The organism is Xanthomonas sp. LMG 12462, assembly GCF_009192885.1.
GTDB lineage: Bacteria > Pseudomonadota > Gammaproteobacteria > Xanthomonadales > Xanthomonadaceae > Xanthomonas_A > Xanthomonas_A sontii.
This window is the reverse complement of record NZ_NMPP01000045.1, coordinates 1-21,716: the sequence shown is the minus strand read 5'-3', so window position 1 is coordinate 21,716 and position 21,716 is coordinate 1. Positions and strand designations below refer to the sequence as shown.

The window sequence follows — 21,716 nt, the reverse complement described above, 5'->3', positions numbered from 1 at the left end:
CGCCCCGCCCTGCGCAACCTGCGCCGGCCTAGCCCAGATCCAGCGCGGCGGTGAGGTCGCCCGGCACCACGCCGCTGGCAGCGTGCATCGCGCGCTCGCGCTCGACCAGGCCCGGCAACGGCTCCAGGCCGAAGCGGCGGGTGATGAAGCGCAGGATCGAGCCGGTGTCGTAGACGCTGTGGTCGACGTGGCCGCGCCTGGCGTACGGCGACACCACCAGCGCCGGGATGCGCGAGCCGGGGCCCCAGCGGTCGGCCTTGGGCGGCGCCACGTGATCCCACCAGCCGCCGTTCTCGTCGAAGGTGATGAACACGACGGTCTTCTCCCATAGCGGGCTGTTGCGCAGCGCGTCCACCACCATCGCGATGTGGCGATCGCCGGCGGCCACGTCGGAATAGCCGGCGTGCATGTTGAGGTTGCCCTGCGGCTTGTAGAACGTCACCGGCGGCAGCGTGCCGGCCTGCACGTCGGCGAGGAAGCGGTTCTCCGGCGCAGTGTCGCCCAGGCCACCGTCGCGCAGCCGGCGCGCCCGCGCCGGCGTGCCCGGGGCGAGGTTGGCGAAGTAGTTGAACGGCTGGTGGTGGATCTGGAAGTTGGGACTGCCCGGGAACTCGCTGGTGTCGCCGGTGTCGCCCTTGCCCTGCACCGCCAGCGCCCAGCCGCCGGCGTACCAGGCCCAGTCCACGCCCTTGGCGTCGAGCGCGTCGCCGATGTGGCGGTGGGTCTGCGGCGGCAGCGTGTTGGGGCTGTTGGGGTCGGCGTAGTCCGGGCGCGTCGGGTCCTGGCTGGTGCTGGGCTGGAACGGCGGGCTCAGGGTATTGATCGCCCAGAAATCCGGGGTCAGCGCGCCGTTGCGCACGAAGCGCGGCCGGCCGTTGAGCGCGGTGCCCGGCGAATCGTCCTGCACCGCCAGGCGGATCTCGTCGGGCCGGTCGCTGGCCAGCACGCTGATCTGCGTCCGCCCCGGGCTGGTGTCGGCCTTGGGGTAGTAAGGCGCCTGCGCGGCGATCAGGTACTGATGGTTGAGGAACGAACCGCCGAACGCGCCCATGAAGAAGTTGTCGCACAGCGTGTAGTCGCGGGCCAGGCTCCACAGCCGCAGCGTGGCCGGCGCATCGGCGTAGTGGCCCATCACCAGGCCGCCGGCGTCGCTCCACGCGGCAAAGCCGTCGTTGCGGCCGCCGTTGATCTGCATCTGATTTTCGTAGAAGCGATGCACCAGGTCGCGGGTCACGATGCCGTGCGGCAGCAGCTGGCCGTCCGGCGTGCGCAGCGCGAACGGCGCATTGGGCAGCGGCCCGATCGCGTCCTCGCCGATCTTGTAGCGGCGATGCGCCACCACCTGTTCGTCCGGCGCCAGTCCGCCCCAGATCGGCGGCAGGATGTCGAGCACGCTGCCGTCGCGGTCCACCTGCCGCGCCTGCGCCGGCGTCACCTTGGACAGCGGCTGCTGCAGCCCGGGAAACTCGGGGAACAGATTGTTGAAGCTGCGGTTCTCGGCGTAGATCACCACCACGTGTTCGATCTTCTGCCGCAGCTGCCGATCCAGTTCCGTCGGCGACAGCGCACGCGCTGGCGCGCGCTTGGCGCTCTCGGTGTGGGCCTCGGCGGGGCCGCCGAGCGCCAGGGCGCTGCCGGCCAGCGCCAGGCCGCCGAGCAGGCGCCGGCGTTGCGGGTTTTCGGGGCTGGTGTCGGTGTCGGCGGGCGGGGTGGACGCGGGATCCTGGGGCGGCTTCTTCACGGGGTCATCGGGCGAGGGAAAGGCACCCGCCAGTGTGGGCCGCGTGAATGACAAGTCAAAGCCAGCCGGTCCCAGCGCGGGACCGGCGTTCAGCGGCCGTATCGCAGGCCGCGCGCCCGTGACGCTGGATGACGCTGCGCCGGGCGGTGCCCGAGGCCGTCAGCGGCGCACCCGCGCGCGGCCGAACACCTGCTCGCACAGCACCACATAGTCGCCCGAGCCGTCGCGCGCGGCCGCGCCGCTGGCGATGGCGGCGCTCAGCGCCGGGCCGAGTCGCGCCTCGCCCAGGCGCGCGGCCAGTTCCGTCAACTGGGCCTGGAACCGATGCTGCATGTCGGCGATCTGCTGGGCATCGTGTCCGAGCCAGGCATAGCCCTTGTCGTTGTACGCGGCGGCACCGTGCAAGGTCTCGGCGAGATCGCGTTGCAGGTCCTGCGGATCGGTGGGCATCGTCGCGTGCGGGGCGGGATGGGATCACGCACCGCAGATCAGGCGGCGGGCTTTCCGGCGCCCTCCGCGCCCTCGGCATCGCCCAGCGCATGCTGCACGTACAGGCGCTTGACCAGCACGTAGAGCACCACGGTGAGCGGCGCCGCCAGCACCACGCCCATCGGCCCGAACAGCACGCCGATACCGAACAGCGAGAACAGCAGCAGCGCTGGCGGCAGGTCCACCGCGCGCGCCTGGATCAGCGGCTGCAGCACATGGCCTTCGAGTTGCTGCAGCACGACGAACAGCAGCAGCGCGCCCAGCGCCACCTGCGGGCTGACCGTGAAGCCCAGCAGGATCGCCGGGACCGCGGCGACGATCGGGCCGACGATGGGGATGAAGTCCAGCAGCGCGGTCAACAGGCCGATGCCCAGCGCCACCGGCACGCCCAGCAGCCACAGGCCGATGCCGGTCAGGGTGCCGATCACCGCCATCGCCAGCAACTGGCCGGTCAACCACGCGCGCAGCGCCTGGCCGCTGGCGGTCAGCGCCTCGTCGGCGACGCCGCGGCGGTCGCGCGGCAACAGGTGCAGCAGGCCCTGGCGATACAGCCGCGGCTGCGCGGCCAGGTACAGCCCGCCGACCATCATCAGCACCGCGTCGGTGACGCCGCCGCCGGCCGACAGCACGATGGCGCCGGCGTGCGTGGCCAGGGTCGAGGCGCCGTCGCGCAACTGGTCGGGGATGCGCTCGATCTGCGGCCCCAGCGGGCCGGACTGCAGCCAGGCATGGAACTTGTTCCAGGCTGCCGGCAGGGTGGCGCGGAAGGTGTCGATCTGCGCGGCGACCTCGGCGCCGAACAACAGCACGATCGCCGACAGCGCCAGCACCAGCACCAGGATCACCAGCGCCAGCGCCGCCCACTCCGGTAGCGGCAACCATTTGCGCAACAGCGTGGCCAGCCCGTGCAGCAGCACGCCCACCACCACCGCACCGAACACGATCAGCAGCAGCTCCGACAACTGCCAGGCCAGCAGCGCCAGCGCGCCCAGCGCCATGACGACCAGGACCCGCGCCGCGAAGGGACGCAGGGGCGAGGGGGAACTCGGGAGGGAGGCATTCATCGGTGGCGCGGATCCCGATCAGGACAATGAGCGCGGACAGTAGTGATAGCGCAGTGCAGGGCGAGCGAAGATCATGTGCAGCCAGTCGGCGGCGCCAATCCACCGGTCGGCGTGCACCGGCGATGTCGGCGGGGCTGGTTCGACGCTGACCGGTCGGGCGTCCCGTGCTACCGGCCGGCCAGTCGACCGGCCGGAGCGGGCACTACTGCCCGGCGGGCGGCTGCCAGAGCTCCACCTTGTTGCCTTCCGGGTCGATGACCCAGGCGAAGGCGCCGTATTCGGATTCGTCGATGCGGTCCAGCACGTGGCAGCCTTCCTCGCGCAGCGCCGCGACCAGCGCGTGCAGATCGTGCACCCGGTAATTGATCATGAAGGGTGCCGTGCCGGGCGAGAAGTGCGGCTCCTGCGCCGCCGCGCCGATCGACCAGACGGTGGAGCCGGTGACCGGCGCGCCGCTGGCGTCGTTCCAGGCGAAGGCGGTGCCGCCCCAGGCCTGCACGTCGATGCCGAGATGCCGCTGGTACCAGGCCTGCAGCGCGGCCGGGTCCTGTGCCTTGAAGAAGATGCCGCCAATCCCGGTGACGCGCTTCATGGAGCCTCCGCTGGTCCGATGGTGGGCTGGCCGGGCAGCGGCTCGTAACCGTCGCCGCGGCCGCTCAGCCAGCGCAGTCTACGCTTGCCGGCTTCGCCCAGGTACGCCGCGGCGGCCAGCAGCAGCGGATGCCGCAGGTCCGCGTCGATCATCAAGCGCACGTGCCCTTCCACTTCGATGTTCAGGAAATGCGCCTGATCCGCATCGTCGTCGTAGCTCCGCGCCAGCAACCGATCGCGGCCGTCGCTGAAGCGGTAGAGGGTGTAGGCATAGTGGTAACCGTACCCGTCGTCGGGCTCGCTGGCGTCCACGTGGTGGGTGATGTCGACGTGCATGTGGGTTCCATGTGCCTGTCAGGCCGCCCTCGAGACCACGTAGCCTGTCCCTTCGCTGCCGTTCGCCCAGAGCGTGAAATCGGCGCCCGCCGGGAAGTGGGCAAGTGCGTCAGGCATCAGCAACTGTACCCCTGCGCGGAAGTGACCCCGGGCGCCGGGCTGCCGGTGAAGGTGAGGCGGGCCGACCACTGTTGCTGGTCGATGCAGAGAATGGCGCACCACTGGCCGGAGACGAGCGCAGTCGCCTTGCTTCCTGGTTGCGCAGGATGCAGCAGCAGATCGGCCAGGAAGTGATACGGAAGGTCATGCATCAGGTCGATGTCCGGTCACGGCTTGCCCCAGCGCTCTTCGACATTGAACAGCACCTCGCAATCGCAGAAGCCTCCGTGCGCACCGAGCCAGGGGATGACCGACTCCGGAGCGACATCCTGGGACGCGAGGAACTGTGCGGTGAGTCGCAAGGAGTGATCGCAGCCATCGGCGAGCGCGTCGTTCAAGTAATCGAACAAGGCCCAGAGCGTCTCTCTGGGGAGCGGAAGGGTGGCTTCCGCGGGCGCGCACTGCTTGGACTGCGCTGATCTGCGGAGCGCTTTGCGACCTTGGGCTTTCGGGTCTTCTGTCATTGTCTCTGTCGCTGGTAGAAAACAATGCTGCGGCGTAAATAGCGGAGAAGTACGGCCCGCGGCGGACAATCAGTTGTCCTTGATCCAGGCCTTGATCGCCACGGTGACCCGCTGGCGGGTCTCGGCATCCGCTTTGCGAACCAGATACGGCGACCGACTGCCCAACACCCCCGGCGCGGTCGACTGCACGCGTTCGGCGAGCTGCGTGATGAAATCACGCCCGAGCGCGCGGTACTGCGCAACTTCCTGGGCTGTCAGCGCCATGGTCCACGCATAACCGACCGGGCCATGGCTGCAGTTGACGTCGAGCAGCAGCGTGTCGCCGTCGCGCAGGAGAAACCAGGCATGAGGCGCGTGATCTACTACCTGCATGAAACGCTCCTTCGACGTGCGAGGACAATGCCTCGCGTCCACGTTGCATGCATGACGTAACAGCTCCTGTTGCTTACGTCGACGGCTTGTTCTTGCTGTACACGATCTTCTTGCTTCCCGCCGCACAACTGCCGATGACCTTCCGATCCTTGACGTCGGCGTTGTCGACGATGTCCAACGTGTAGTCCTTGACGCCGTGCGCATCGAGTTTCGCGGTGAGCTCGGCCTTCAACTCCTCGCAGGATCTGCCCGCCGCGAAAGCGGACGAGGAGGCGAAGGCAAGCAGGAGAAGCGCGATGGCTTGTTTCATGATGGCACCGATAGTCGATGAGGGAGAAAGAGGTTGCGGAAAAAACGTAAGGTGTGGCGGCTTTGGCATGGCGGTCGACCTGGTCGCTCTCGGGAGCAGCGCCGCCGCGCCGAGTGTAGCAAGCGCAAATTGCATCGACCGCTACCGCCACCGCACTCGGTCGGCGGCCGGTCGGGAGGAGCGGGACGCCGACGCCGCGGCCTGTTTCGGCGCACTCAGGGATCGACCCACACGCCGGCGTCGTACATCAACCGCATCGTGTAGTTGAGCTGGAGGGTCTGGTTCGGGCCGCAGGCGATCTGCGTGGTCTTGTCCGATGCTCCAGGTCCGGAGACGGAGATGGACGAAGCGGATCTGAGCGGGTCGAACAGGCTGTACCGGTAGCCGCCGTTGCTGAACTCGATCGATGCGTTTCCGTTGGGAAACGTGTTGTAAGTGAAGAGACCCGTCGGCGGCTTCTGCTGTGCGGGGTACTGCAGCACCAGCTTGCCGCTCTCCGACGCCCGATACTGCAGGTAGCCCGAGGTCCGGTTGACCGCCTTCGACGAGCATAGCGAAAACTCTCGCTTGCGCGTCTGGCACGTCCACAGCGTAAGCTCGTCCTTGCCGCAGAGCGGGCTGTGCTGGTATTCGCTCTCGGACTCCTGCAGTGTCGCTTGGCTGATGGATGGCACTGGCTCAGACGCTGGTGCTGCGAGCGGCAGGCTCGTCAAGGTCGCTGTCATGGCAATGCTTGCGATTGTCTTCTTCATGTTGTGCCAATCCCGTTGTGCCGGGTCATGTCAGAGGAGAGTCGGTGTGGACGAAACGGCGGCGTCGCCTGTTGCAGCATGGAGGTCTAATGCGGAGGCCGGGACCTTGCCAATAGCGTCCGAGCGCGCCTGCCCAGCTTGTCGCGATCTTTCAAGTAGATTGTAGGAGCATGGGTGACCGCAACGGTGGTCGCTGCCTGCAGTGGTGAAAGCTGGCTAAGCGGTTTGCCGAATTCCCGATTGGCAAAGCTGCTCAATCCATGATCTGTGCCGTTGTAGGAAAGACTGCAGTAGAGGCCGTAGATGTGCGACTCGTCGAAGTGCACCGGTAGCAGCACGCTCCAAAGCGCGTTGCGCACGTGCGACTGACCTTGCGCCAAATCCGTGTAGACGAGGGACGTCACCAGGCGAGCCGCATGCGGGGAGGGCGATCCCACATTCGCATCGATCAGCCTGCGAATCGCTTCGGGAGGAGTGGCGTCTTCTGGATTGGCGTGGGCGAGAAGATCGCGGATTCGGGCCAGATGTGGGCGGACAGCGAGCGCATCGTAAGCGACCAGTGCGACAAGCGTTCCCAGCAGGAGCAGCGCCGTTCCTTTTCCAACGAATTTGATTATTTTGATCATGGGCGTCAGCCAACCCTCGGATGACATTGGCGGGCGCGGTGTGTGCTGCACGCGACTACAGCAGCCGGCGTTGATCGGCCGCGCGCCGAAACACCCAGCCGACAAGCAGACCGAGGCCTGCGGAGGCGAGCAGCTGCAGCCATTCCAGAGCGACAAACATGGCTGGTTCGTCCGTCGTGTCTGGTGGCAATAGCGCCACGAGAACATCCGCGAAGGCGGCGTAGATGACCAGGATGAGGCAGGCGTGCGCGGGGCGTTGTTGCGCCACACGCAACACGAGGTGTGCGAAGAGTGCGGCGCAGAGCAGGAAAGAGAGAAGGGTCCAGGCATTCACCAAGCCGCCTAGCTCGAATAAGCCGCTGAAAAAGCCAACGCCGCACCGGAGAACAAACAGCAGCGCGGCATAGGCAAAGATCGATTTCCAGCGCATGGTCGGCTGTACGGGGCGCGCGATCAGCGAGCGAGAAGTGCGTCGCGTGCTGGAAGGGTGGGGACACTCCGTATCGAGCAAACGACGCGCTGCGCCGGTCCGATGCCGGCTGTGCGCTGACGCGCTGTGCCGCCTGACATTGCCAGCGCCATCAACGCAGGATGCCCTCGGCGACCTTGCGCCCGCCCTCATAGGCGATGAACGACCTGTCTTTTTCCAAAACGTGGAACTGCTCGATGCAGCTCAGAGACACCGCAGCGGTCTCGCCGGGTTCGATCTTCTGCTGCGCTTTGGAAATGCGCAATGCACACATGACGTCCTTGCTCTCACCTGAGAATCGCACCTGTGGGCGGTAGTTGTCGTAAATCGCGTTGTCGCGCCCTACCTTTCCCTGGCGCGTCAACAAGGTGAGCGAGATCGGCACAGCGGCATCGGCGGGGTAGGTCAGTACCGCATCTTGGGGATTGCCCGCCGTGGCAGAAAAACAGAAGACCAGCAGTGCGAGTGCAAGAAGCGTACAGCGGCGGAGCGATTTCATCGGGCGGTCTGCCTTTTTGGGTGGAAAATCGTGCCTGAGCCGTGAACCAAGCCGGCGCGGGCCGGTCGTGCCTGCATCGAGGCTCATGCAGGTGGCCCCAGCATCAGGGTGTACGCGCGAATGCTAGCCGACCTGATCTGATCCTTGGTCATCGACTTGTTGCCGCGCACCGCCTCGGCAGGCACGAGCATGACCGTCGTCCGCCCATCGCGGGTGTTCCAGCCAAACGCCGCGAATTTCTTGTCGGCGAGGAACGACTGATCGCCGTCTTCGATATCCGAACACAGGATGCTGCCGTTCGGCTCGGTGTTGCTCGATGCGGTGACATGCACCAGGCCGATCGCGCTATCCACGAGCACCTGATCCCTGTGGCCGGCCGAATTGATCCTCCCTTCCACAACCGAAGCGGTGTGGCCGAGAGACACGAGATGACCGGCGACGATCGAGGCCAGGTGCTTTTTGCGATCGAGTTTGCTCTTGCCTGCAATCATGGGGTGTCCTGTCGATCAGCAAGGACGCATGGATGGAACCGGACTACGCATGGGGGGGCGCTTGCATGGCGTCTTGTCACTCGGCTTTCGCTGCGTGTGCGGGCCTCTTGCAGGTCGACGGGGGAAAGACCGTGCCCTGCCAAGAGACGCCGTCAGCATAGAAGAGCGAGTCGTCCAACGTGTATCGGTCATCACTGAGCGGAACGGACCAAAGCGTATCAACCGTGGACCCGCCCTCATCATCTGGGACACGGAACAACACCTTGGGAGTCGGGTCGTTACTCGTGAGTCCTAACGCCTCAGTCAAGCCGCGGTGCGAAGCGGCGTCGGCTTGAACGAATTGTTGGCGCGCATCCACTTTCGATGCTGCGTGAAAGCTGTGGCGCCAAACGCTAACTCGATGAGCGCGCCAGCGGCAACCACGAAGACGGCGGGCGCGCGACATAACGCCAAGACAATTGCGCTCGCGGCTAGCGCCAGACCCAACGCCCAGTAGAGTCGCATGCCATACACAGATGCAAACACCAGATAGCGGCCCCCGATGACGAGCAGCATGCCCAGGAAGAACCAAGTCGGCTGACGGAGGCCCAGCCCGTACGCGAGCGGCAAGCTGAAGATGAGCCAGAACGTGCTCGCTCCCGCAAGTTGACCGAGCGGATTGCCTTCACCGTGTGCGCCAGAGGCTCCAAGAAGCTTGCACAGCAGCACGCTGACCGGATAGATCAGCATGCCGCCAATAAGCAGCGACCAGATAGCACGCTCTGGTGTGACGAATGCCGCAAACGCAGTGGCGACTGCCCACGCCGTCGCCGATGCCACGATCCCGGTACTTCCGCTCAAGTAGCCGCGACGCATGTCCCACTGCGCGTCTCCAATCGTCATCTCCATCGAGCCCCCTTCTCGCTGTTCTGTGTGCTAATTGCTTCAGTTGAGCCGCGTTGCTAAGCGACGCCGGCTTGAACGAATGGTGAAGCGGCGGTGCGAGGCGGTGGTAGAGCATGGTCAGCGCTCCCCAGCACTGCCGCCGAGTGACGAGCATGCCACAGATTGCGGTCTTGGGGCTTGCCCGAGGCGCTGACCGCTGGATGTGACCGAGCCCGAAGGCAATGAGCGCAGCGGAGCAATGAAAATGGCCGACGAAGCGGCGAGCGATCCGATGGCGGGAAACGTAAGGGCTGCGCACCGGAGCCGTCCGCTGCAGCGCCCAGTTAGGTTTCATTCTTCGCTCCATGCAAGACTGGGCAGCCGATCTTGCGATGGCAGCCAGTAGGCGAGCGCCTGAAGCGCATGCTCCCTGGTGACGCCGTGCGCGAGAAAGCCTCTGTGGTCGTGGACGCGCACATCGAAGTTGTTGTCCGCACCCGCGCTAATGATGAAATTTCCAAAATCTACCTGGTTGCCCAAGCATGCGACGAACAGCTCTACATCGTGCTGAAGACTGCTGTTTGCAAACGCAAGAGCATCCGCTTCGCTGTGGAAGCGTCGGCTGGAATTTGCGGAAGCCGTGCCGGCGATTTCAAGTTCGATGGCGAAGTGTGTACCTGGCCGCATGTGAGACCTAATGCGTCAATTAAGCCGACCCGCGAAGCGGGTTCGGCTTGAATGAATTGTTAGCCCGCAGGCTTGTGTAGCTGGGTAGGCCAAGCACCTTGACCATTGCCACCCTTGAAGAAGACACGACCATTGGGCTGGATGGAGGAAATTACAAACTCCTGCTCGAAAGAGCGTAAATCTCCATCATGCTCGAATCGAGTGAGGCGAATAACGCGATCTCCAGGCTTCAGGTTGAGCGCAACAATTGCATCTTGGTTCTTGGCGAAAAGAGCCTCACCAATCTTGGCGCTAGCGACACGCTTTGAATCGGTGGAAACGTCTTGCCCAAGCGATGATGCGAAAGCGCGTTGACGATCGCTGGATGGCTCAGCGGGTTCGTGCCCGATTGCGGCTGCCACACGGTCCAGCAATCGGGCTGCAGCCACGTCAAACGTGTCAAGAACAACATCGATGCCTAGCGAGGCCGCGAGATGTATCTGCTCTTCTGATGGTGGAGATGCGGTCATTTTTTCCTGCGTGCTAACACCTGAGTTAAGCCGCGCCGCAAAGCGGCGTCGGCTTGAACGAGTTGTTAGCTGCGTTCACGGGAGCCTGACCGACAGCCCCGAATTGGGTCCAGGCGGCAGGCCAAGCGCCGGCTCCACGCCGGACGATGTCCGAAGGTCCTGCAGCAAGGCATCGGGCTCAAAGTGCTTTCCAATGATTGCCTCGGACTCGGGACGAGGGTTTTCTGAGTGCCTGGCTCGATAGGCGACGACGGATCGCTGCCCGTCAGCGATGGCGCGCTGACACAACCCCCGAGCGTAGAAGCGATTGAACTCACCTTCTGCGAGCGTGGTGTTCGCGGTTACGGGAACTTTTGCGACGGTCACGCCGCCTTTTGGTGTTCGGCGCTCCTCGTGCGACCTGAGATAACCCCTAGCTTGCAACTGAGCCGCAAGCCATGAGTCGTCATTAGAGTCTGCGGCTTGGGCGAGAAGGGCAGGCCATGCTTTGGCCCCTTCTGCGGTAAGGCGGCTACTGATGTATAAGACCCCGCTAGCGACATCGTGCGCGATCTCTGATGACATGTTCTCCCGGGTGCGAGAGTCGAGATTTTCATAGTTCAAGGCCACGATAAACTCTCCTTAGCAGCTAACGCCTGAATTAAGCCGCGCCGCGAAGCGGCGTCGGCCTGAATGGACTGTTAGGCCCCAAACCGCTGCACTATGGACTGGCAGGCCGGAAGTGCTTGCGGTGTTGCCCATGCGATTGCCGATTGTATGTCCGGCTCCAGCTTTGCCAATGCCTCCGGAGCCCAGCGTGCCCGAGCAGCTCCAATGGGTAGCGCATCAACCTCTGACGAGATCATTGCAAAGGTCATGAAATCTGGGTCACGGACGTCCACCTCGACCTCGCAACGAAGCGCGGCGAGGGAATGGCAGCCCTCCAAGACAGGCATCTCTCCAGCGAGGACGCCTGTAGCGATCTCAACCGCTTTCCGGCGAGCTGAGAACACATACTCCTCGTGTGTCATGCGCTCGATCATTGGGGTCTAACACCTGAGTTAAGCCGCGCCGCGAAGCGGCGTCGGCTTGAACGAATTGTTAGAGGGCAAGCCCTCAGTCCCAATAGATTGTATACACCTGATAGCCGGGAGGCGGCTCGGGTGCGGCTGCATGCTTTCCATATGGCCAGCCTGGCCCAATCCCGTCAGACTCTAAGCCTTCAATCCACTGGTCTGCAATGTCTTGTGGCGCGGAAGAGAAAATGTGGATGTTCTCTGCGGCGGGCCAAAGATCGCTGTGCTCCAACGACTCGCCCCAATCCTGATGAAGCCCAACAAACACGCCCTGAACATCAGGACGGGCTTCGATCTCTTTGAGCCTTGCATAGATGTCACGAATAGAAGGGCGGCCATATCCCCATTGATTTGGGGCGATCGAGTCTTCTTGTGGGTTACCGATGAAGTAGTCGTCGAGAGAAACGATGGGAAAGTGCTCGTTGTCAATCCTGTCGAGGCTCTCGAGCTTGTCTAGCAGGGCTCTGCGATATTCCATGTCTTGGCCTCTAACGCTCGCGGTAAGCCGCGCCGGAGTGCGAAGCACGGAGGGCACCCGCAAGCGAAGCTTGTGGGCGTCGGCTTGACCAAATAGTTAGGCTGGTGAGCGAAGGCATGATTGGAAGCGGTCAAAAGTTTTGTAGTGCGCGCCAAGCATTTAATTGCTTCTCCAAGGTATGCAACTTCATTTCATGATCATCTGGCCATTCTGAGAAGGCTTTGAGCTTTATCTGCTCAAAGGTACCCTTGGGCACATCGACGGCTTCATGGTTGAAAAAAGCAATGCCGGCATCGAGCTGCTTTTTGAATGTGTGAAGCTCCATCTCGTAGTCATCCGGCCAGCTAGATGAGGCAAAGTTGAAGATGGCACCAACGAATTCGTCGGATGCGAACTTTTCTTTGAATACTTCAAGCTCTTGGAAGGCCTCAACCTGCTTGCCAATGGTATGTCGCTGCATTTCAAAGTCGTCGGGCCAATCCGACTGTGCTTTGAGGCGAATGCGATCCTTGACGTGATCTGGGATAGTCATACAAAGTCCTGTAGTTCTTGAGGGCCTAACTACTATTGGACCGCCCAAAAGCGGTGATGCCCCAAGTATCCACCAACGCCAGACGTCTGCAAAGCGGGAAATTCCCACCTGCATCAATGACTTGCCTGATGGTGGCTGCGACTCTGTGCGCCAATGCTGGCTACGTTATCCGACGTTCGAGCTGGCGTATGAGTTACACCCATGACGATGAAGGCGTAACGGCGCATCCACCGCCGAGGTTGCTGGAGCAGGTGCGTGGCCGGTTGCGGCTTCGGCATTACAGCCTGCGTACCGAGCAAATGTCTGTTGGCTGGATGGGGCGCTTCATCCTAGTCAATGGTGAACGGCATTCAGCGCGGATGGGGTAGGCCGCGCAGATCCTCCGCATATGCCGTGGTGTCCAGAAAAGCAGCATAGCCGTGGGCGTTTGCGGTCACGCGTCGGGACTGAAGTCCCTCCCACAGTGCAGTACCTGGACGCCATGAAGACCGCGGCAACCCACGGCCTTCATGGCAACGCTTCACCCCTCCAACATCGCCTTGTCCCGCACCGCTCCCTTGTCCGCACTGGTCGCCAACAGTGCGTAGGCCTTCAACGCCGTACTGACCTTGCGCGGGCGCGTTGCCGCCGGTTTCCAGCCACGGGCGTCCTGGTCGGCGCGGCGCGTGGCCAGTTCCGCGTCGGAGACCAGCAGGTCGATGCGGCGCTGGGGGATGTCGATGCGGATGCGGTCGCCGTCGCGGACCAGGCCGATGGCGCCGCCCGCCGCCGCTTCCGGCGAGGCGTGGCCGATCGACAGGCCGGAGGTGCCGCCGGAGAAGCGGCCGTCGGTGAGCAGGGCGCACTGCTTGCCCAGGCCCTTGGACTTCAGGTAAGAGGTCGGGTACAGCATCTCCTGCATGCCGGGGCCGCCCTTGGGGCCTTCGTAGCGGATCACCACGACGTCGCCAGCCTTGACGTCGTCGGCGAGGATGCCCTTCACCGCGGCGTCCTGGCTTTCGAACACCTTGGCGTTGCCCTCGAACACGTGGATGGATTCGTCCACGCCGGCGGTCTTCACCACGCAGCCGTCCTCGGCGATGTTGCCGTACAGCACCGCCAGCCCGCCCTCCTGCGAGTAGGCGTGGGCGACGTCGCGGATGCAGCCGCTGGCGCGGTCGGCGTCCAGGCTGGGCCAGCGCGTGGCCTGGCTGAAGGCGACCTGGGTGGGGATGCCGGCCGGCCCGGCCTGGTAGAAGGTCTGCACCGCGGGGTCATCGCTCTGGGTGATGTCCCACTGCGCGATGGCGTCGGCCAGGCTGCGGCTGTGCACCGTGGCCTGGTCGGTGTGCAGCAGGCCGCCGCGCGCCAGTTCGCCGAGGATGGCGACGATGCCGCCGGCGCGGTGCACGTCCTCGATGTGGTACTTCTGCGTGTTCGGCGCCACCTTGCACAGCTGCGGCACGCGCTTGGACAGGCGGTCGATGTCGCGCAGGGTGAACGGCACCTCGGCCTCCTGCGCGGCGGCGAGCAGGTGCAGGATGGTATTGGTGGAGCCGCCCATCGCGATGTCCAGGGTCATCGCGTTCTCGAAGGCTTCGAAGGTGGCGATGCCGCGCGGCAGCGCGCGCGGGTCTTCGGCGCCGTACCAGCGGTGGCACAGTTCCACCGCGGTGCGGCCAGCCTTGAGGAACAGTTGCTCGCGGTCGGCGTGGGTGGCGACCACGGTGCCGTTGCCGGGCAGGGCCAGGCCCAGCGCTTCGGTCAGGCAGTTCATCGAGTTGGCGGTGAACATGCCCGAGCAGGAGCCGCAGGTGGGGCAGGCGCTGCGCTCGAACGCGGCGACCTTCTCGTCGGAGGCGGTGGGATCGGCGGCGATCACCATCGCGTCGATCAGGTCCAGGTTGTGGTCGGCGAGCTTGGTCTTGCCGGCTTCCATCGGCCCGCCGGAGACGAACACGGTGGGGATGTTGAGGCGCAGCGCGGCCATCAGCATGCCGGGGGTGATCTTGTCGCAGTTGGAGATGCACACCAGCGCGTCGGCGCAGTGCGCGTTGACCATGTACTCGACCGAGTCGGCGATGATCTCGCGGCTGGGCAGCGAGTACAGCATGCCGTCGTGGCCCATGGCGATGCCGTCGTCCACGGCGATGGTGTCGAACTCCTTGGCCACGCCGCCGACGCGCTCGATCTCGCGCGCGACCAGTTGCCCGAGATCCTTCAGGTGCACGTGGCCGGGCACGAACTGGGTGAAGGAATTGGCGATGGCGATGATCGGCTTGTGGAAGTCGGCGTCCTGCATGCCGGTGGCGCGCCACAGCGCGCGGGCGCCGGCCATGTTGCGGCCGTGGGTCGAGGTCTTGGAGCGATAGTCGGGCATGGGAGCAGCGAACGAGCGGGCGGGGAGGCTGGCGATGGTGGCGCGATCGGATCGTTGCTGCTGCAACCGTCCTGGACGCCCACCGGTGGGCCGACCACGTTAGCACGCAGGCTGGCGCCGCCGCGCGCCGCCCGGGAGTGCGGAGCGGGTCGCAGACCTGCCTGCCTGCGCTTGGCAGACTGCGGTGGCCGGTGCGTCAGGGGGCGTAGGCCCGGCTCGCCCATCATGACCACAGGAGGTGTCCATGCTTCGGCATGTGCGTTCGTCGTCTTCCGCTGTTTCCTCCCCCGCCCCTTCCCTTGTGTCCACCCCCGCCGATCCGGGCCGCCGCAGCGTGCTGCGTGCCGGTGTCGGCATCGCTGCCGGCGCAGCGCTGTGGGGCCTTGGCGGCCAGGCCCGCGCCGCGGGCACGCTGCCGTTCGCCGGGCTCAACCTGTCCGGATTGGCGTCCAACAACTTCGTCGACAACGCCATCATCGACCGGCACTACCGCGACATCAGCGACCAGCACATCGTCGCCGCCGGCGCCTGCCCGCTGTTCCGCCTGCCCACCACCGCCGCGCGCTTCAGTACCGGCCAGGGGATGCCGCTCAACGCCACGTATTGCGACCAGGTCGAGAAAGTGCTGAACCGGCTCGCGCAGCGCGGCAAGGTGGCGATCCTGGAGTTGCACGACTACATGCGCTTGCCGATCAAGGTCGCGAGCAAGTCCGGTTACCGGCGCGATGGCGCCGGCCAGCTGATCGGGCCGGACGGCCGCGCGGTCGCCGACCCCGCCGACCAAACGGTGTGGAACGGCACCTATCGCAAGGGCAATTTCCTGTACCTGGCCTACTTCGATCCTGCCGACAATCTGCTCAAGCTCTACGAGTACCGCGTGATCGGCACGCCGGGCTGCACGCTGTACAGCGCCGCCGGCCTGCCGGATCTGTGGAGTCGCATCGTGCAGCGCTTCCGCTCGCATCCGGCGATCTTCGGCTGGGGGCTGATGAACGAGCCCTACCAGGGACCGGAGCGCAACGCCGACGGCAGCACGCTGGTGATGGCCGATCACTGGCTGCGCACCGCCACCGCCACCGCAGCGCGCATCTTCGATTTCGACCGATCGCATTACGTGTTCGTCTGCGGCAATCAGTACGCCAGTGCGCGCCTGTGGGACCAGGTGTCCAACAACCTGGACACGATCCCCGACCCGTACGACCGCATCGTCTACGAGGCGCACAACTACCTGGACAACGAGGGTCGCGGCGGCGGCGCCTGGGCCAATCGCAATGAAAACGTTGCGCCGGACACCGGCATCGAGATGGTCAAGCCGTTCATCGACTGGCTGGGACACCGAGGCAAGCGCGGCTTTCTCGGCGAGCACGGCTATCCGGCCGGCAACGCCAGCGCGGAACTGGCGACCAAGCGCATGCTCGCGCACCTGGAGGCCAACAACATCCCCAGCACGCAGTGGTGCTTCGGTCCCGGCTGGCCGGACAACGATGTGCTGGGCATGAGCCGCGACGTCGGCATGGACATCCAGGTCAAGTCCAACATCGCCGCGGTGCAGCCGTATTTCGACGCGCGCCTGTCCAGCTACGTGCCGCCGCCGCCGACGACGACGAGCTGACGCGTCGCGCGTGCGTCCGCAGTGACGCCCAACCGCCGGCCGCGGGTTTCCGCGGCCGGCGGAACCGGGCATCATCGTGGCTGGACTCAGGAAGACGTTGCCATGAAAAGGTCGAAGACGACCGCCTTGTTGCTGATGAGCGCTGCGCCGCTGCTGTTCACCGCCTGCGGGCGCGAGCCAGAGGCCAAGGCCCAGGAAGGCCTGTACACCTCGGTGGACGCCTGCGTGGCGCAGACCCACGACATCGCCACCTGCCGCGAGGCCTTCGCACAGGCGCAGAAGCAGGCGGCCGAGCAGGGGCCCAAGTACGCCAGCCGCGAGCAGTGCGCGCAGGACTATGCGCAGGATCGCTGCGTGGAGCAGCGCGACAGCCACGGCCATTCCTTCATCGGGCCGATGATGACCGGCTTCTTCCTGTCGCAGATGCTCAACAACAACCGCGCCGCCGGGTTCAATGCCGCGCCCGCCTACCAGGACCGGCAGAACCAGTGGCAGCGGCCGGCGTCCTATTCCGGCGGTGCCGGTGCGGCGGCCGCCAGCGGCACGATGCTGCGCGGCAACCAGACCATGACCCATATCGGCGCCACGCCGAACCGGGCGGTCACCGTCAGCCGCGGCGGTTTCGGCGAATCCGCCGGTGGGCGCGGCTTCGGCAGCTGAATACCGCTTTTTCTCTCTTCGCACGAGACCCCGCATGAAACGTATCGCGATCGTCGAGCGCGGCGACTGGCGCGCCCAGGCCGCGGAGTACGGTTTCCGCTTCCACACTATCGACGGCCAGCGCTACTGGGACGAACGCGCCTACTACGCGTTCAGCCTGCGCCAGATCGAGCGCGATCTGGAAGATCCCAGTGCCGAACTGCACGCGATGGCGATGGGCCTGCTCGACGAGATCGTCGCCAGCGAGGCGTTGATGCAGCGGCTGGCGATCCCGCCGGCGTTCCGCGACTGGATCGCCGACAGCTGGCGGCGCCGCGAGCCGCATCTGTACGGGCGCCTGGACCTGGCCTACGACGGCCGCGGCCCGGCCAAGCTCTACGAACTCAACTACGACACGCCGACCTCGCTGTTCGAGTCGGCGTTCTTCCAGTGGCAGTGGCTGGAGGACCAGCGCGCGCAGGGCCGCCTGCCGGACGAGGCCGACCAGTTCAACTCCATCCACGAAGCCTTGCTGGAGCGCTTCGCCGCGCTCGCCGGCGGGTTGCCGCCGCCGCTGTACTTCGCCGCGGTGCGCGATTCGGAAGAGGACCAGGGCACGATCGCCTACCTGCGCGACTGCGCCGCGCAGGCCGGCGTCGGCGGCGAGCTGATCGCGATCGAGGACATCGGCCTGTCCAGCGACGGCCGCTACACCGATCTGGACGACACGGTGATCGGCGCGCTGTTCAAGCTGTATCCGCTGGAGGACATGTTCGCCGAGCGTTTCGGCCAGGCGCTGCCGGGCTCGGGCCTGCGCCTGCTGGAGCCGCCGTGGAAGGCGCTGCTCAGCAACAAGGGCATCCTGCCGCTGCTGTGGGAGCGCCATCGCGGCCATCCGAACCTGCTGCCGGCCGCATTCGACGACGGCAGCGCATTGCCGCCGGGTTGGGTGCGCAAGCCGCTGCATTCGCGCGAGGGCGCCAACATCGTGCTGCACCTGGACGATGGCCGCGTGCTGGAGAGCGACGGCCCCTATGCCGGGCCCTACATCCGCCAGCAGGCGCATCCGCTGCCGGCGTTCGAGGGTCGCTACCCGATGGTCGGCAGCTGGATCGTCGGCGACCGCGCCTGCGGCATCGGCATCCGCGAGGACGATAGTCCGATCACAAGCGACAGCGCGCGGTTCCTGCCGCATGCCATCGTCGAGGACGCGCGGCCGGGTGTGCTGTATGCGTGAGTCGGTGTCGCGCGCCGACGCAGCGTCGCCTGAAGCGCCGCGTCGGCATCGAAACCTCGGCGTGCGCTTGGTCGATTACGCCGACCAGGTCGCAGTGCGCTGCCATCGCTGCGGCACGCCGGGCTGGGTGCTGGCGCAGTGGGAACCGTATCGCTGGCAGGCACGCTTCCGTTGCGGGCAGTGCAGCGCTGCGTTGGACAGCGCGGCGGACGACTGGGTGGGAATGGTGCAGTTGGTCGGCCGCCGGGCCTGCGGCCACTGCGGGCATCAGTGGGTGCATGTCTGCGCAGCGTCGGCCGCCGCTGTACCGCCGCCCAAGACCTTGCCCGGCCGCTGCGCGTCGTGTCGCAAGGAATGTGCGGTGGCCGTGCAGCCGCGGCGCGTGCGCGACGGCTCGCCCCACGATCCGCATTTCGGCATGCCGCTGGCGCTGGTCGCGCCGACCCGCGCCGGCCTGCTGTGGGCCTACAACCCGCGCCATCTGCAGGAGCTGCAGGACTACGTGGCGGCGACGCTGCGCGAACGCCACGGCCTGTTCGGACGCTCGATGGTGGCGCGGTTGCCGGCGTGGATGAAGCTGGCGCGGCATCGGCCGCTGATGCTTCGGGCGCTGCAGCGTCTGCAGCAGGCCAGTGCGCAGCTGCCGTCGGTGCCTGCGGCGGCAACGTAGCGGCGGCGTCTGCGATTTCATTCTTCGCCGTGAATGCGGCCGGCGCAGTCGCGCCACGCGCGACGCATGCGAAATGTCTACGATGTGATACTCGTCACGATTGACCGGGCTTGCCCGTCTGACGAAGATCGACATCGGGGAGTGTTGCGGGGGCCGGCATGTCTGCATCTCGTATTCGCGCCAGAGTGCTGGTGCTGCTGGCGTGCGTCGCAGCCAACTGCAGCGCGTGCGCGGTGGTGACGGTCTCCACCGCGCGCGAGGACGTGGTCGTGCGTGGCCTGTTCGGCGCACGCGTCGCCACGACGGGATTGGCCCCTGTGGCGATCCGTTCGCGCGGGCTGGGAATTTCGCAGACCCCGCGCGCGTGGACGCTGGGCTGGCACGCCGAAACCGCGATCTATGTTCCCCCGGATGCGGACGCGTGCCGCATCGTGCTGATGTCCAATACCGACGCCGAGGTCCGCCGCCTGCTCGCGATCCTGCAGGCCGGCGGTGGCGATGTGTCTCAGGTCTGCATCGCATCACAGGAGGTGTCACGATGAAAACGTCTCTGGCTTGTTTCTCTGTTCTGCTGTTGGGCGGCTGCGCACATTTGGAGCAGGCGCCGTTGGTCTACGCGTCGAAGACGAGCTTCGGTGTCGATGTTTCCACGGCATCCACCGAAAACCCAGGCATTTCGATGAACCTGGGCTACAAGCAGGTGGATGCGGCCTATGTGCCGGTGGCGGTGGCGAGAAAGTGCAACGACGGCGTTGCCGGTGCCGACTGCAGCAAAAAGGGCTACGAGCTGCTGGTGATCTCCGGCGTCGCCAGAGAGGGCGATTCGGACGCCGACGGGACCAGCGAAGATGCGCGGATCGAAGCGGCCAAGAAGGCATCGACTGACTATGCGAGGGCGTTGTCGGAGGAGACGCTGGCGAAGCAGGCGATGATCGAGGCCGATAGCAAGCTCAAGCAACTGCGCGACAGCTACAGCGCAGCCGCCAAGCGGCAAAGCGCATACGATCAAGCGAAGCTGAAATGGGCGTCGCTGCAGGCAGCGGCTGCGAGCCCGGGCACGGTCGAAGAGGCGGACGTGAGCGCCGCGAAGAGCGCCATGGACGCGCTCGCGCCCACTGCCGAAGATCAGGCGATTCTCGCGGGCTTCGCTCAGAGCGAGAACGACCTGCGGCAGAACGCCGCCGCCGTGGCGTCCGAGTACGCCAGCAAGCAAAAAGCGTCGGAGTTGCAGGAAGCCATTCTCAAGTCCGCCAATGCGAAGATCGCGCGCAGCAATCTGGGCGACTCCTATTCCGTCTTTGGCAGCTTCGATGGCACGAGCACCGTCAATGGCAAGGGCTCGGCGTCGATCGGGTTGGGCAAGATGTTCTCGACCGGCGTGGCTGCGCAACGGTTGGCGAGCGGCATATCGACCATGGCCTGCTATGACCTGATCAAGAGCAAGGCACCTGCCGCCGTCGCCGCGGCGGAACTGGAGAAGCTGTTGCAGCACTGCCAGTGAGTGCCGTGGGTTGCGCGGCCGAGCGGTGCGGCGGCGCCGCCGCCACGCGCTACAGCAACCCGTCCCGCTTCACCGCCAGGTAGCGCTCGATCAGCGCGGCGGGCAGTTCCTCGCCGGTGACGTCGAGCACCATCACCCCATGGCTGCGCAGTGCGTCGTGCGCGGCGCTGCGTTGTTGCAGGTAGCGTGCCACCGCGCCGGCCTGCACCGCCTGCGGCAGCTCGTGTGCGTCCTCCGCCAGCGCCTGGTCCAGTTCGCGCTCGCGCAGGCTGGCCACGCACACCAGGTGGCGGCGCTGCAGCAGGCGCACCGCGGCCAGCAGGTCTTCGATGTCCTCGTCACGCACGTTGCTGACCAGCATCACCAGCGCGCGGCGGCGCTGGCGCAGCGACAGTTCGGTGGCCGCGGTCAGGTAGTCGGTGGCCACCGGCTGCGGCTGCAGGTCGTAGCTGGCCCGCAGCAGCACGTCGACGGTGGCCATGCCGCGTTGCGGCGCCACCCAGCGCGCGTCGCCGCCGCTGGCCATCATGCCCACCGCGTCGCCCTGGCGCAGTGCCAGGTACGACACCACCAGCGCGGCGTTGAGCACATGGTCGAAGTGCGACAGGCCACGCTCGCTGGCCAGCATGCGCCGCCCGGTGTCGATCAGCATCAGCAACTGCTGGTTCTTCTCGTCCTGGTACTCGCGCGAGATCAGCTTGCGCGCGCGCGAGGTCGCCTTCCAGTCGATCTGGCGCAGGCTGTCGCCGACCCGGTATTCGCGCATCTGGTGGAAGTCGGTGCCTTCGCCGCGGCGCCGCTTCAGGTGCGCGCCGACCAGGCGCGAAGCCTGTTCGGCGCTGAACAGGGCGAAGCGGGTCAGCGGCGCGAAGTTCGGATACACGCGCACGGTCCGTGCGGACCCGGCCAGACGCTGCTGCCACCACAGGCGCCACGGCGCATGCAGGCGCAGGTGGGTGCCGTCGAAGACGAAGCGGCCGCGCATCAGACCCAGGTGCGCTATCAACTGCGTCCGACCGCGCGCGGCCGCTTCGTCTTCGACGGCACCCACCTGCGCCTGCATGCGCCGTGGCGCCTGTGGTGGCAGCAGCGTCTGGCCGGGTCCGCACGGACCGTGCGCGTGTCTCCGAACTTCGCGCCGCTGACCCGCTTCGCCCTGGTCAGCGCCGAACAGGCTTCGCGCCTGGTCGGCGCGCACCTGCTGCTGCCT

26 protein-coding genes and 3 pseudogenes are annotated in these 21,716 nt (G+C 65.8%); 9 read left to right on the top strand and 20 right to left on the bottom strand.

What is annotated here, in order from left to right; genetic code table 11:
• Positions 1-28: 28 nt before the first annotated feature.
• From acpA to CEK69_RS12105, 15 genes are all read right to left on the bottom strand, one after another.
• Positions 29-1,741 carry an acid phosphatase gene (gene acpA / locus CEK69_RS12175; protein WP_152245844.1) on the bottom strand — a complete coding sequence of 571 codons (1,713 nt, stop codon included), beginning with the start codon at positions 1,739-1,741 and terminating at the stop codon, positions 29-31.
• Positions 1,742-1,900: 159 nt separating this feature from the next.
• A complete protein-coding gene (locus tag CEK69_RS12170; protein ID WP_152245842.1) occupies positions 1,901-2,191 on the bottom strand; it encodes a hypothetical protein in 291 nt (96 codons plus the stop codon).
• A 38-nt stretch (positions 2,192-2,229) separates the two neighbouring features.
• Positions 2,230-3,228, bottom strand: coding sequence for an AI-2E family transporter (locus tag CEK69_RS12165; protein ID WP_043095472.1), 999 nt, complete (start codon positions 3,226-3,228; stop codon positions 2,230-2,232).
• Positions 3,229-3,496: 268 nt separating this feature from the next.
• Positions 3,497-3,886, bottom strand: coding sequence for a VOC family protein (locus CEK69_RS12160; RefSeq protein ID WP_017915156.1), 390 nt, complete (start codon positions 3,884-3,886; stop codon positions 3,497-3,499).
• The gene (locus tag CEK69_RS12155; protein WP_152245840.1) at positions 3,883-4,221 is read right to left on the bottom strand and encodes a hypothetical protein; all 339 of its coding nucleotides are present in this window, start codon (positions 4,219-4,221) and stop codon (positions 3,883-3,885) included. The genes CEK69_RS12160 and CEK69_RS12155 overlap by 4 nt, the downstream gene beginning before the upstream one ends.
• Positions 4,222-4,337: 116 nt before the next feature.
• Positions 4,338-4,532 carry a hypothetical protein gene (locus CEK69_RS12150; protein ID WP_226975144.1) on the bottom strand — a complete coding sequence of 65 codons (195 nt, stop codon included), beginning with the start codon at positions 4,530-4,532 and terminating at the stop codon, positions 4,338-4,340.
• Between the two features lie 15 nt (positions 4,533-4,547).
• Positions 4,548-4,730 (bottom strand): DUF2695 domain-containing protein, encoded by a 183-nt coding sequence (locus tag CEK69_RS12145; RefSeq protein ID WP_152245838.1) that lies wholly within the window; start codon positions 4,728-4,730, stop codon positions 4,548-4,550.
• 183 nt (positions 4,731-4,913) lie between these two features.
• Positions 4,914-5,216, bottom strand: a complete 303-nt coding sequence (locus CEK69_RS12140) for a hypothetical protein (RefSeq protein ID WP_152245836.1) — start codon at positions 5,214-5,216, stop codon at positions 4,914-4,916.
• Between the two features lie 73 nt (positions 5,217-5,289).
• Positions 5,290-5,526, bottom strand: a complete 237-nt coding sequence (locus tag CEK69_RS12135; protein WP_152245834.1) for a DUF1161 domain-containing protein — start codon at positions 5,524-5,526, stop codon at positions 5,290-5,292.
• A 215-nt stretch (positions 5,527-5,741) separates the two neighbouring features.
• On the bottom strand, positions 5,742-6,278 hold the full coding sequence (locus CEK69_RS12130) for a hypothetical protein (RefSeq protein WP_225851500.1): 537 nt from the start codon (positions 6,276-6,278) through the stop codon (positions 5,742-5,744).
• Between the two features lie 86 nt (positions 6,279-6,364).
• Positions 6,365-6,904, bottom strand: coding sequence for a hypothetical protein (locus tag CEK69_RS12125; protein WP_152245832.1), 540 nt, complete (start codon positions 6,902-6,904; stop codon positions 6,365-6,367).
• A gap of 55 nt (positions 6,905-6,959) precedes the next feature.
• Positions 6,960-7,334 (bottom strand): hypothetical protein, encoded by a 375-nt coding sequence (locus tag CEK69_RS12120; RefSeq protein WP_152245830.1) that lies wholly within the window; start codon positions 7,332-7,334, stop codon positions 6,960-6,962.
• Between the two features lie 151 nt (positions 7,335-7,485).
• Positions 7,486-7,959 carry a hypothetical protein gene (locus CEK69_RS12115; protein WP_152245828.1) on the bottom strand — a complete coding sequence of 158 codons (474 nt, stop codon included), beginning with the start codon at positions 7,957-7,959 and terminating at the stop codon, positions 7,486-7,488.
• On the bottom strand, positions 7,956-8,363 hold the full coding sequence (locus CEK69_RS12110; protein ID WP_152245825.1) for a hypothetical protein: 408 nt from the start codon (positions 8,361-8,363) through the stop codon (positions 7,956-7,958). Before CEK69_RS12110 ends, CEK69_RS12115 begins: the two co-directional genes overlap by 4 nt.
• 303 nt (positions 8,364-8,666) lie before the next feature.
• A complete protein-coding gene (locus tag CEK69_RS12105) occupies positions 8,667-9,251 on the bottom strand; it encodes a hypothetical protein (RefSeq protein ID WP_152245823.1) in 585 nt (194 codons plus the stop codon).
• Between the two features lie 417 nt (positions 9,252-9,668).
• On the opposite strand from CEK69_RS12105, the gene CEK69_RS12100 reads away from it, so the two are divergent.
• Positions 9,669-9,965 (top strand): hypothetical protein, encoded by a 297-nt coding sequence (locus CEK69_RS12100; protein WP_152245821.1) that lies wholly within the window; start codon positions 9,669-9,671, stop codon positions 9,963-9,965.
• 8 nt (positions 9,966-9,973) lie between these two features.
• Here the strand turns inward: CEK69_RS12100 and CEK69_RS12095 are convergent, their stop codons facing one another.
• The 3 genes from CEK69_RS12095 to CEK69_RS12080 form a co-directional block, all read right to left on the bottom strand.
• Positions 9,974-10,423 carry a hypothetical protein gene (locus CEK69_RS12095; protein WP_148827499.1) on the bottom strand — a complete coding sequence of 150 codons (450 nt, stop codon included), beginning with the start codon at positions 10,421-10,423 and terminating at the stop codon, positions 9,974-9,976.
• Positions 10,424-11,518: 1,095 nt separating this feature from the next.
• The gene (locus CEK69_RS12085; RefSeq protein WP_081613247.1) at positions 11,519-11,956 is read right to left on the bottom strand and encodes a hypothetical protein; all 438 of its coding nucleotides are present in this window, start codon (positions 11,954-11,956) and stop codon (positions 11,519-11,521) included.
• A 130-nt stretch (positions 11,957-12,086) separates the two neighbouring features.
• Positions 12,087-12,488, bottom strand: a complete 402-nt coding sequence (locus tag CEK69_RS12080; RefSeq protein ID WP_152245817.1) for a hypothetical protein — start codon at positions 12,486-12,488, stop codon at positions 12,087-12,089.
• 188 nt (positions 12,489-12,676) lie between these two features.
• On the opposite strand from CEK69_RS12080, the pseudogene CEK69_RS21280 reads away from it, so the two are divergent.
• A pseudogene (locus CEK69_RS21280) lies at positions 12,677-12,853 on the top strand (recombinase XerD); the annotation flags it as partial.
• 155 nt (positions 12,854-13,008) lie between these two features.
• On the opposite strand, the gene ilvD reads toward CEK69_RS21280, so the two are convergent.
• On the bottom strand, positions 13,009-14,847 hold the full coding sequence (gene ilvD, locus CEK69_RS12070; protein WP_152245815.1) for a dihydroxy-acid dehydratase: 1,839 nt from the start codon (positions 14,845-14,847) through the stop codon (positions 13,009-13,011).
• Between the two features lie 355 nt (positions 14,848-15,202).
• Between ilvD and CEK69_RS12065 the strand changes: the two genes are divergently transcribed.
• From CEK69_RS12065 to CEK69_RS12040, 6 genes are all read left to right on the top strand, one after another.
• On the top strand, positions 15,203-16,459 hold the full coding sequence (locus tag CEK69_RS12065) for a cellulase family glycosylhydrolase (protein WP_226975147.1): 1,257 nt from the start codon (positions 15,203-15,205) through the stop codon (positions 16,457-16,459).
• Positions 16,460-16,561: 102 nt separating this feature from the next.
• A complete protein-coding gene (locus CEK69_RS12060; RefSeq protein ID WP_026143325.1) occupies positions 16,562-17,119 on the top strand; it encodes a DUF1190 domain-containing protein in 558 nt (185 codons plus the stop codon).
• Positions 17,120-17,153: 34 nt separating this feature from the next.
• Entirely contained in the window at positions 17,154-18,335 is a 1,182-nt protein-coding gene (locus CEK69_RS12055) for a glutathionylspermidine synthase family protein (RefSeq protein WP_152245813.1), read from the top strand.
• Positions 18,336-18,396: 61 nt separating this feature from the next.
• Positions 18,397-19,005 carry a hypothetical protein gene (locus tag CEK69_RS12050; protein WP_226975143.1) on the top strand — a complete coding sequence of 203 codons (609 nt, stop codon included), beginning with the start codon at positions 18,397-18,399 and terminating at the stop codon, positions 19,003-19,005.
• A 158-nt stretch (positions 19,006-19,163) separates the two neighbouring features.
• Positions 19,164-19,547 (top strand): hypothetical protein, encoded by a 384-nt coding sequence (locus CEK69_RS12045; RefSeq protein WP_226975142.1) that lies wholly within the window; start codon positions 19,164-19,166, stop codon positions 19,545-19,547.
• A complete protein-coding gene (locus CEK69_RS12040) occupies positions 19,544-20,506 on the top strand; it encodes a hypothetical protein (RefSeq protein WP_226975141.1) in 963 nt (320 codons plus the stop codon). The genes CEK69_RS12045 and CEK69_RS12040 overlap by 4 nt, the downstream gene beginning before the upstream one ends.
• A gap of 49 nt (positions 20,507-20,555) precedes the next feature.
• On the opposite strand, the pseudogene CEK69_RS12035 reads toward CEK69_RS12040, so the two are convergent.
• Positions 20,556-21,503: pseudogene (locus CEK69_RS12035) on the bottom strand (DUF58 domain-containing protein); the annotation flags it as partial.
• Here CEK69_RS12035 and CEK69_RS12030 point away from each other — a divergent pair.
• Positions 21,459-21,716 (top strand): annotated as a pseudogene (locus tag CEK69_RS12030) (hypothetical protein); the annotation flags it as partial. The pseudogenes CEK69_RS12035 and CEK69_RS12030 overlap by 45 nt on opposite strands.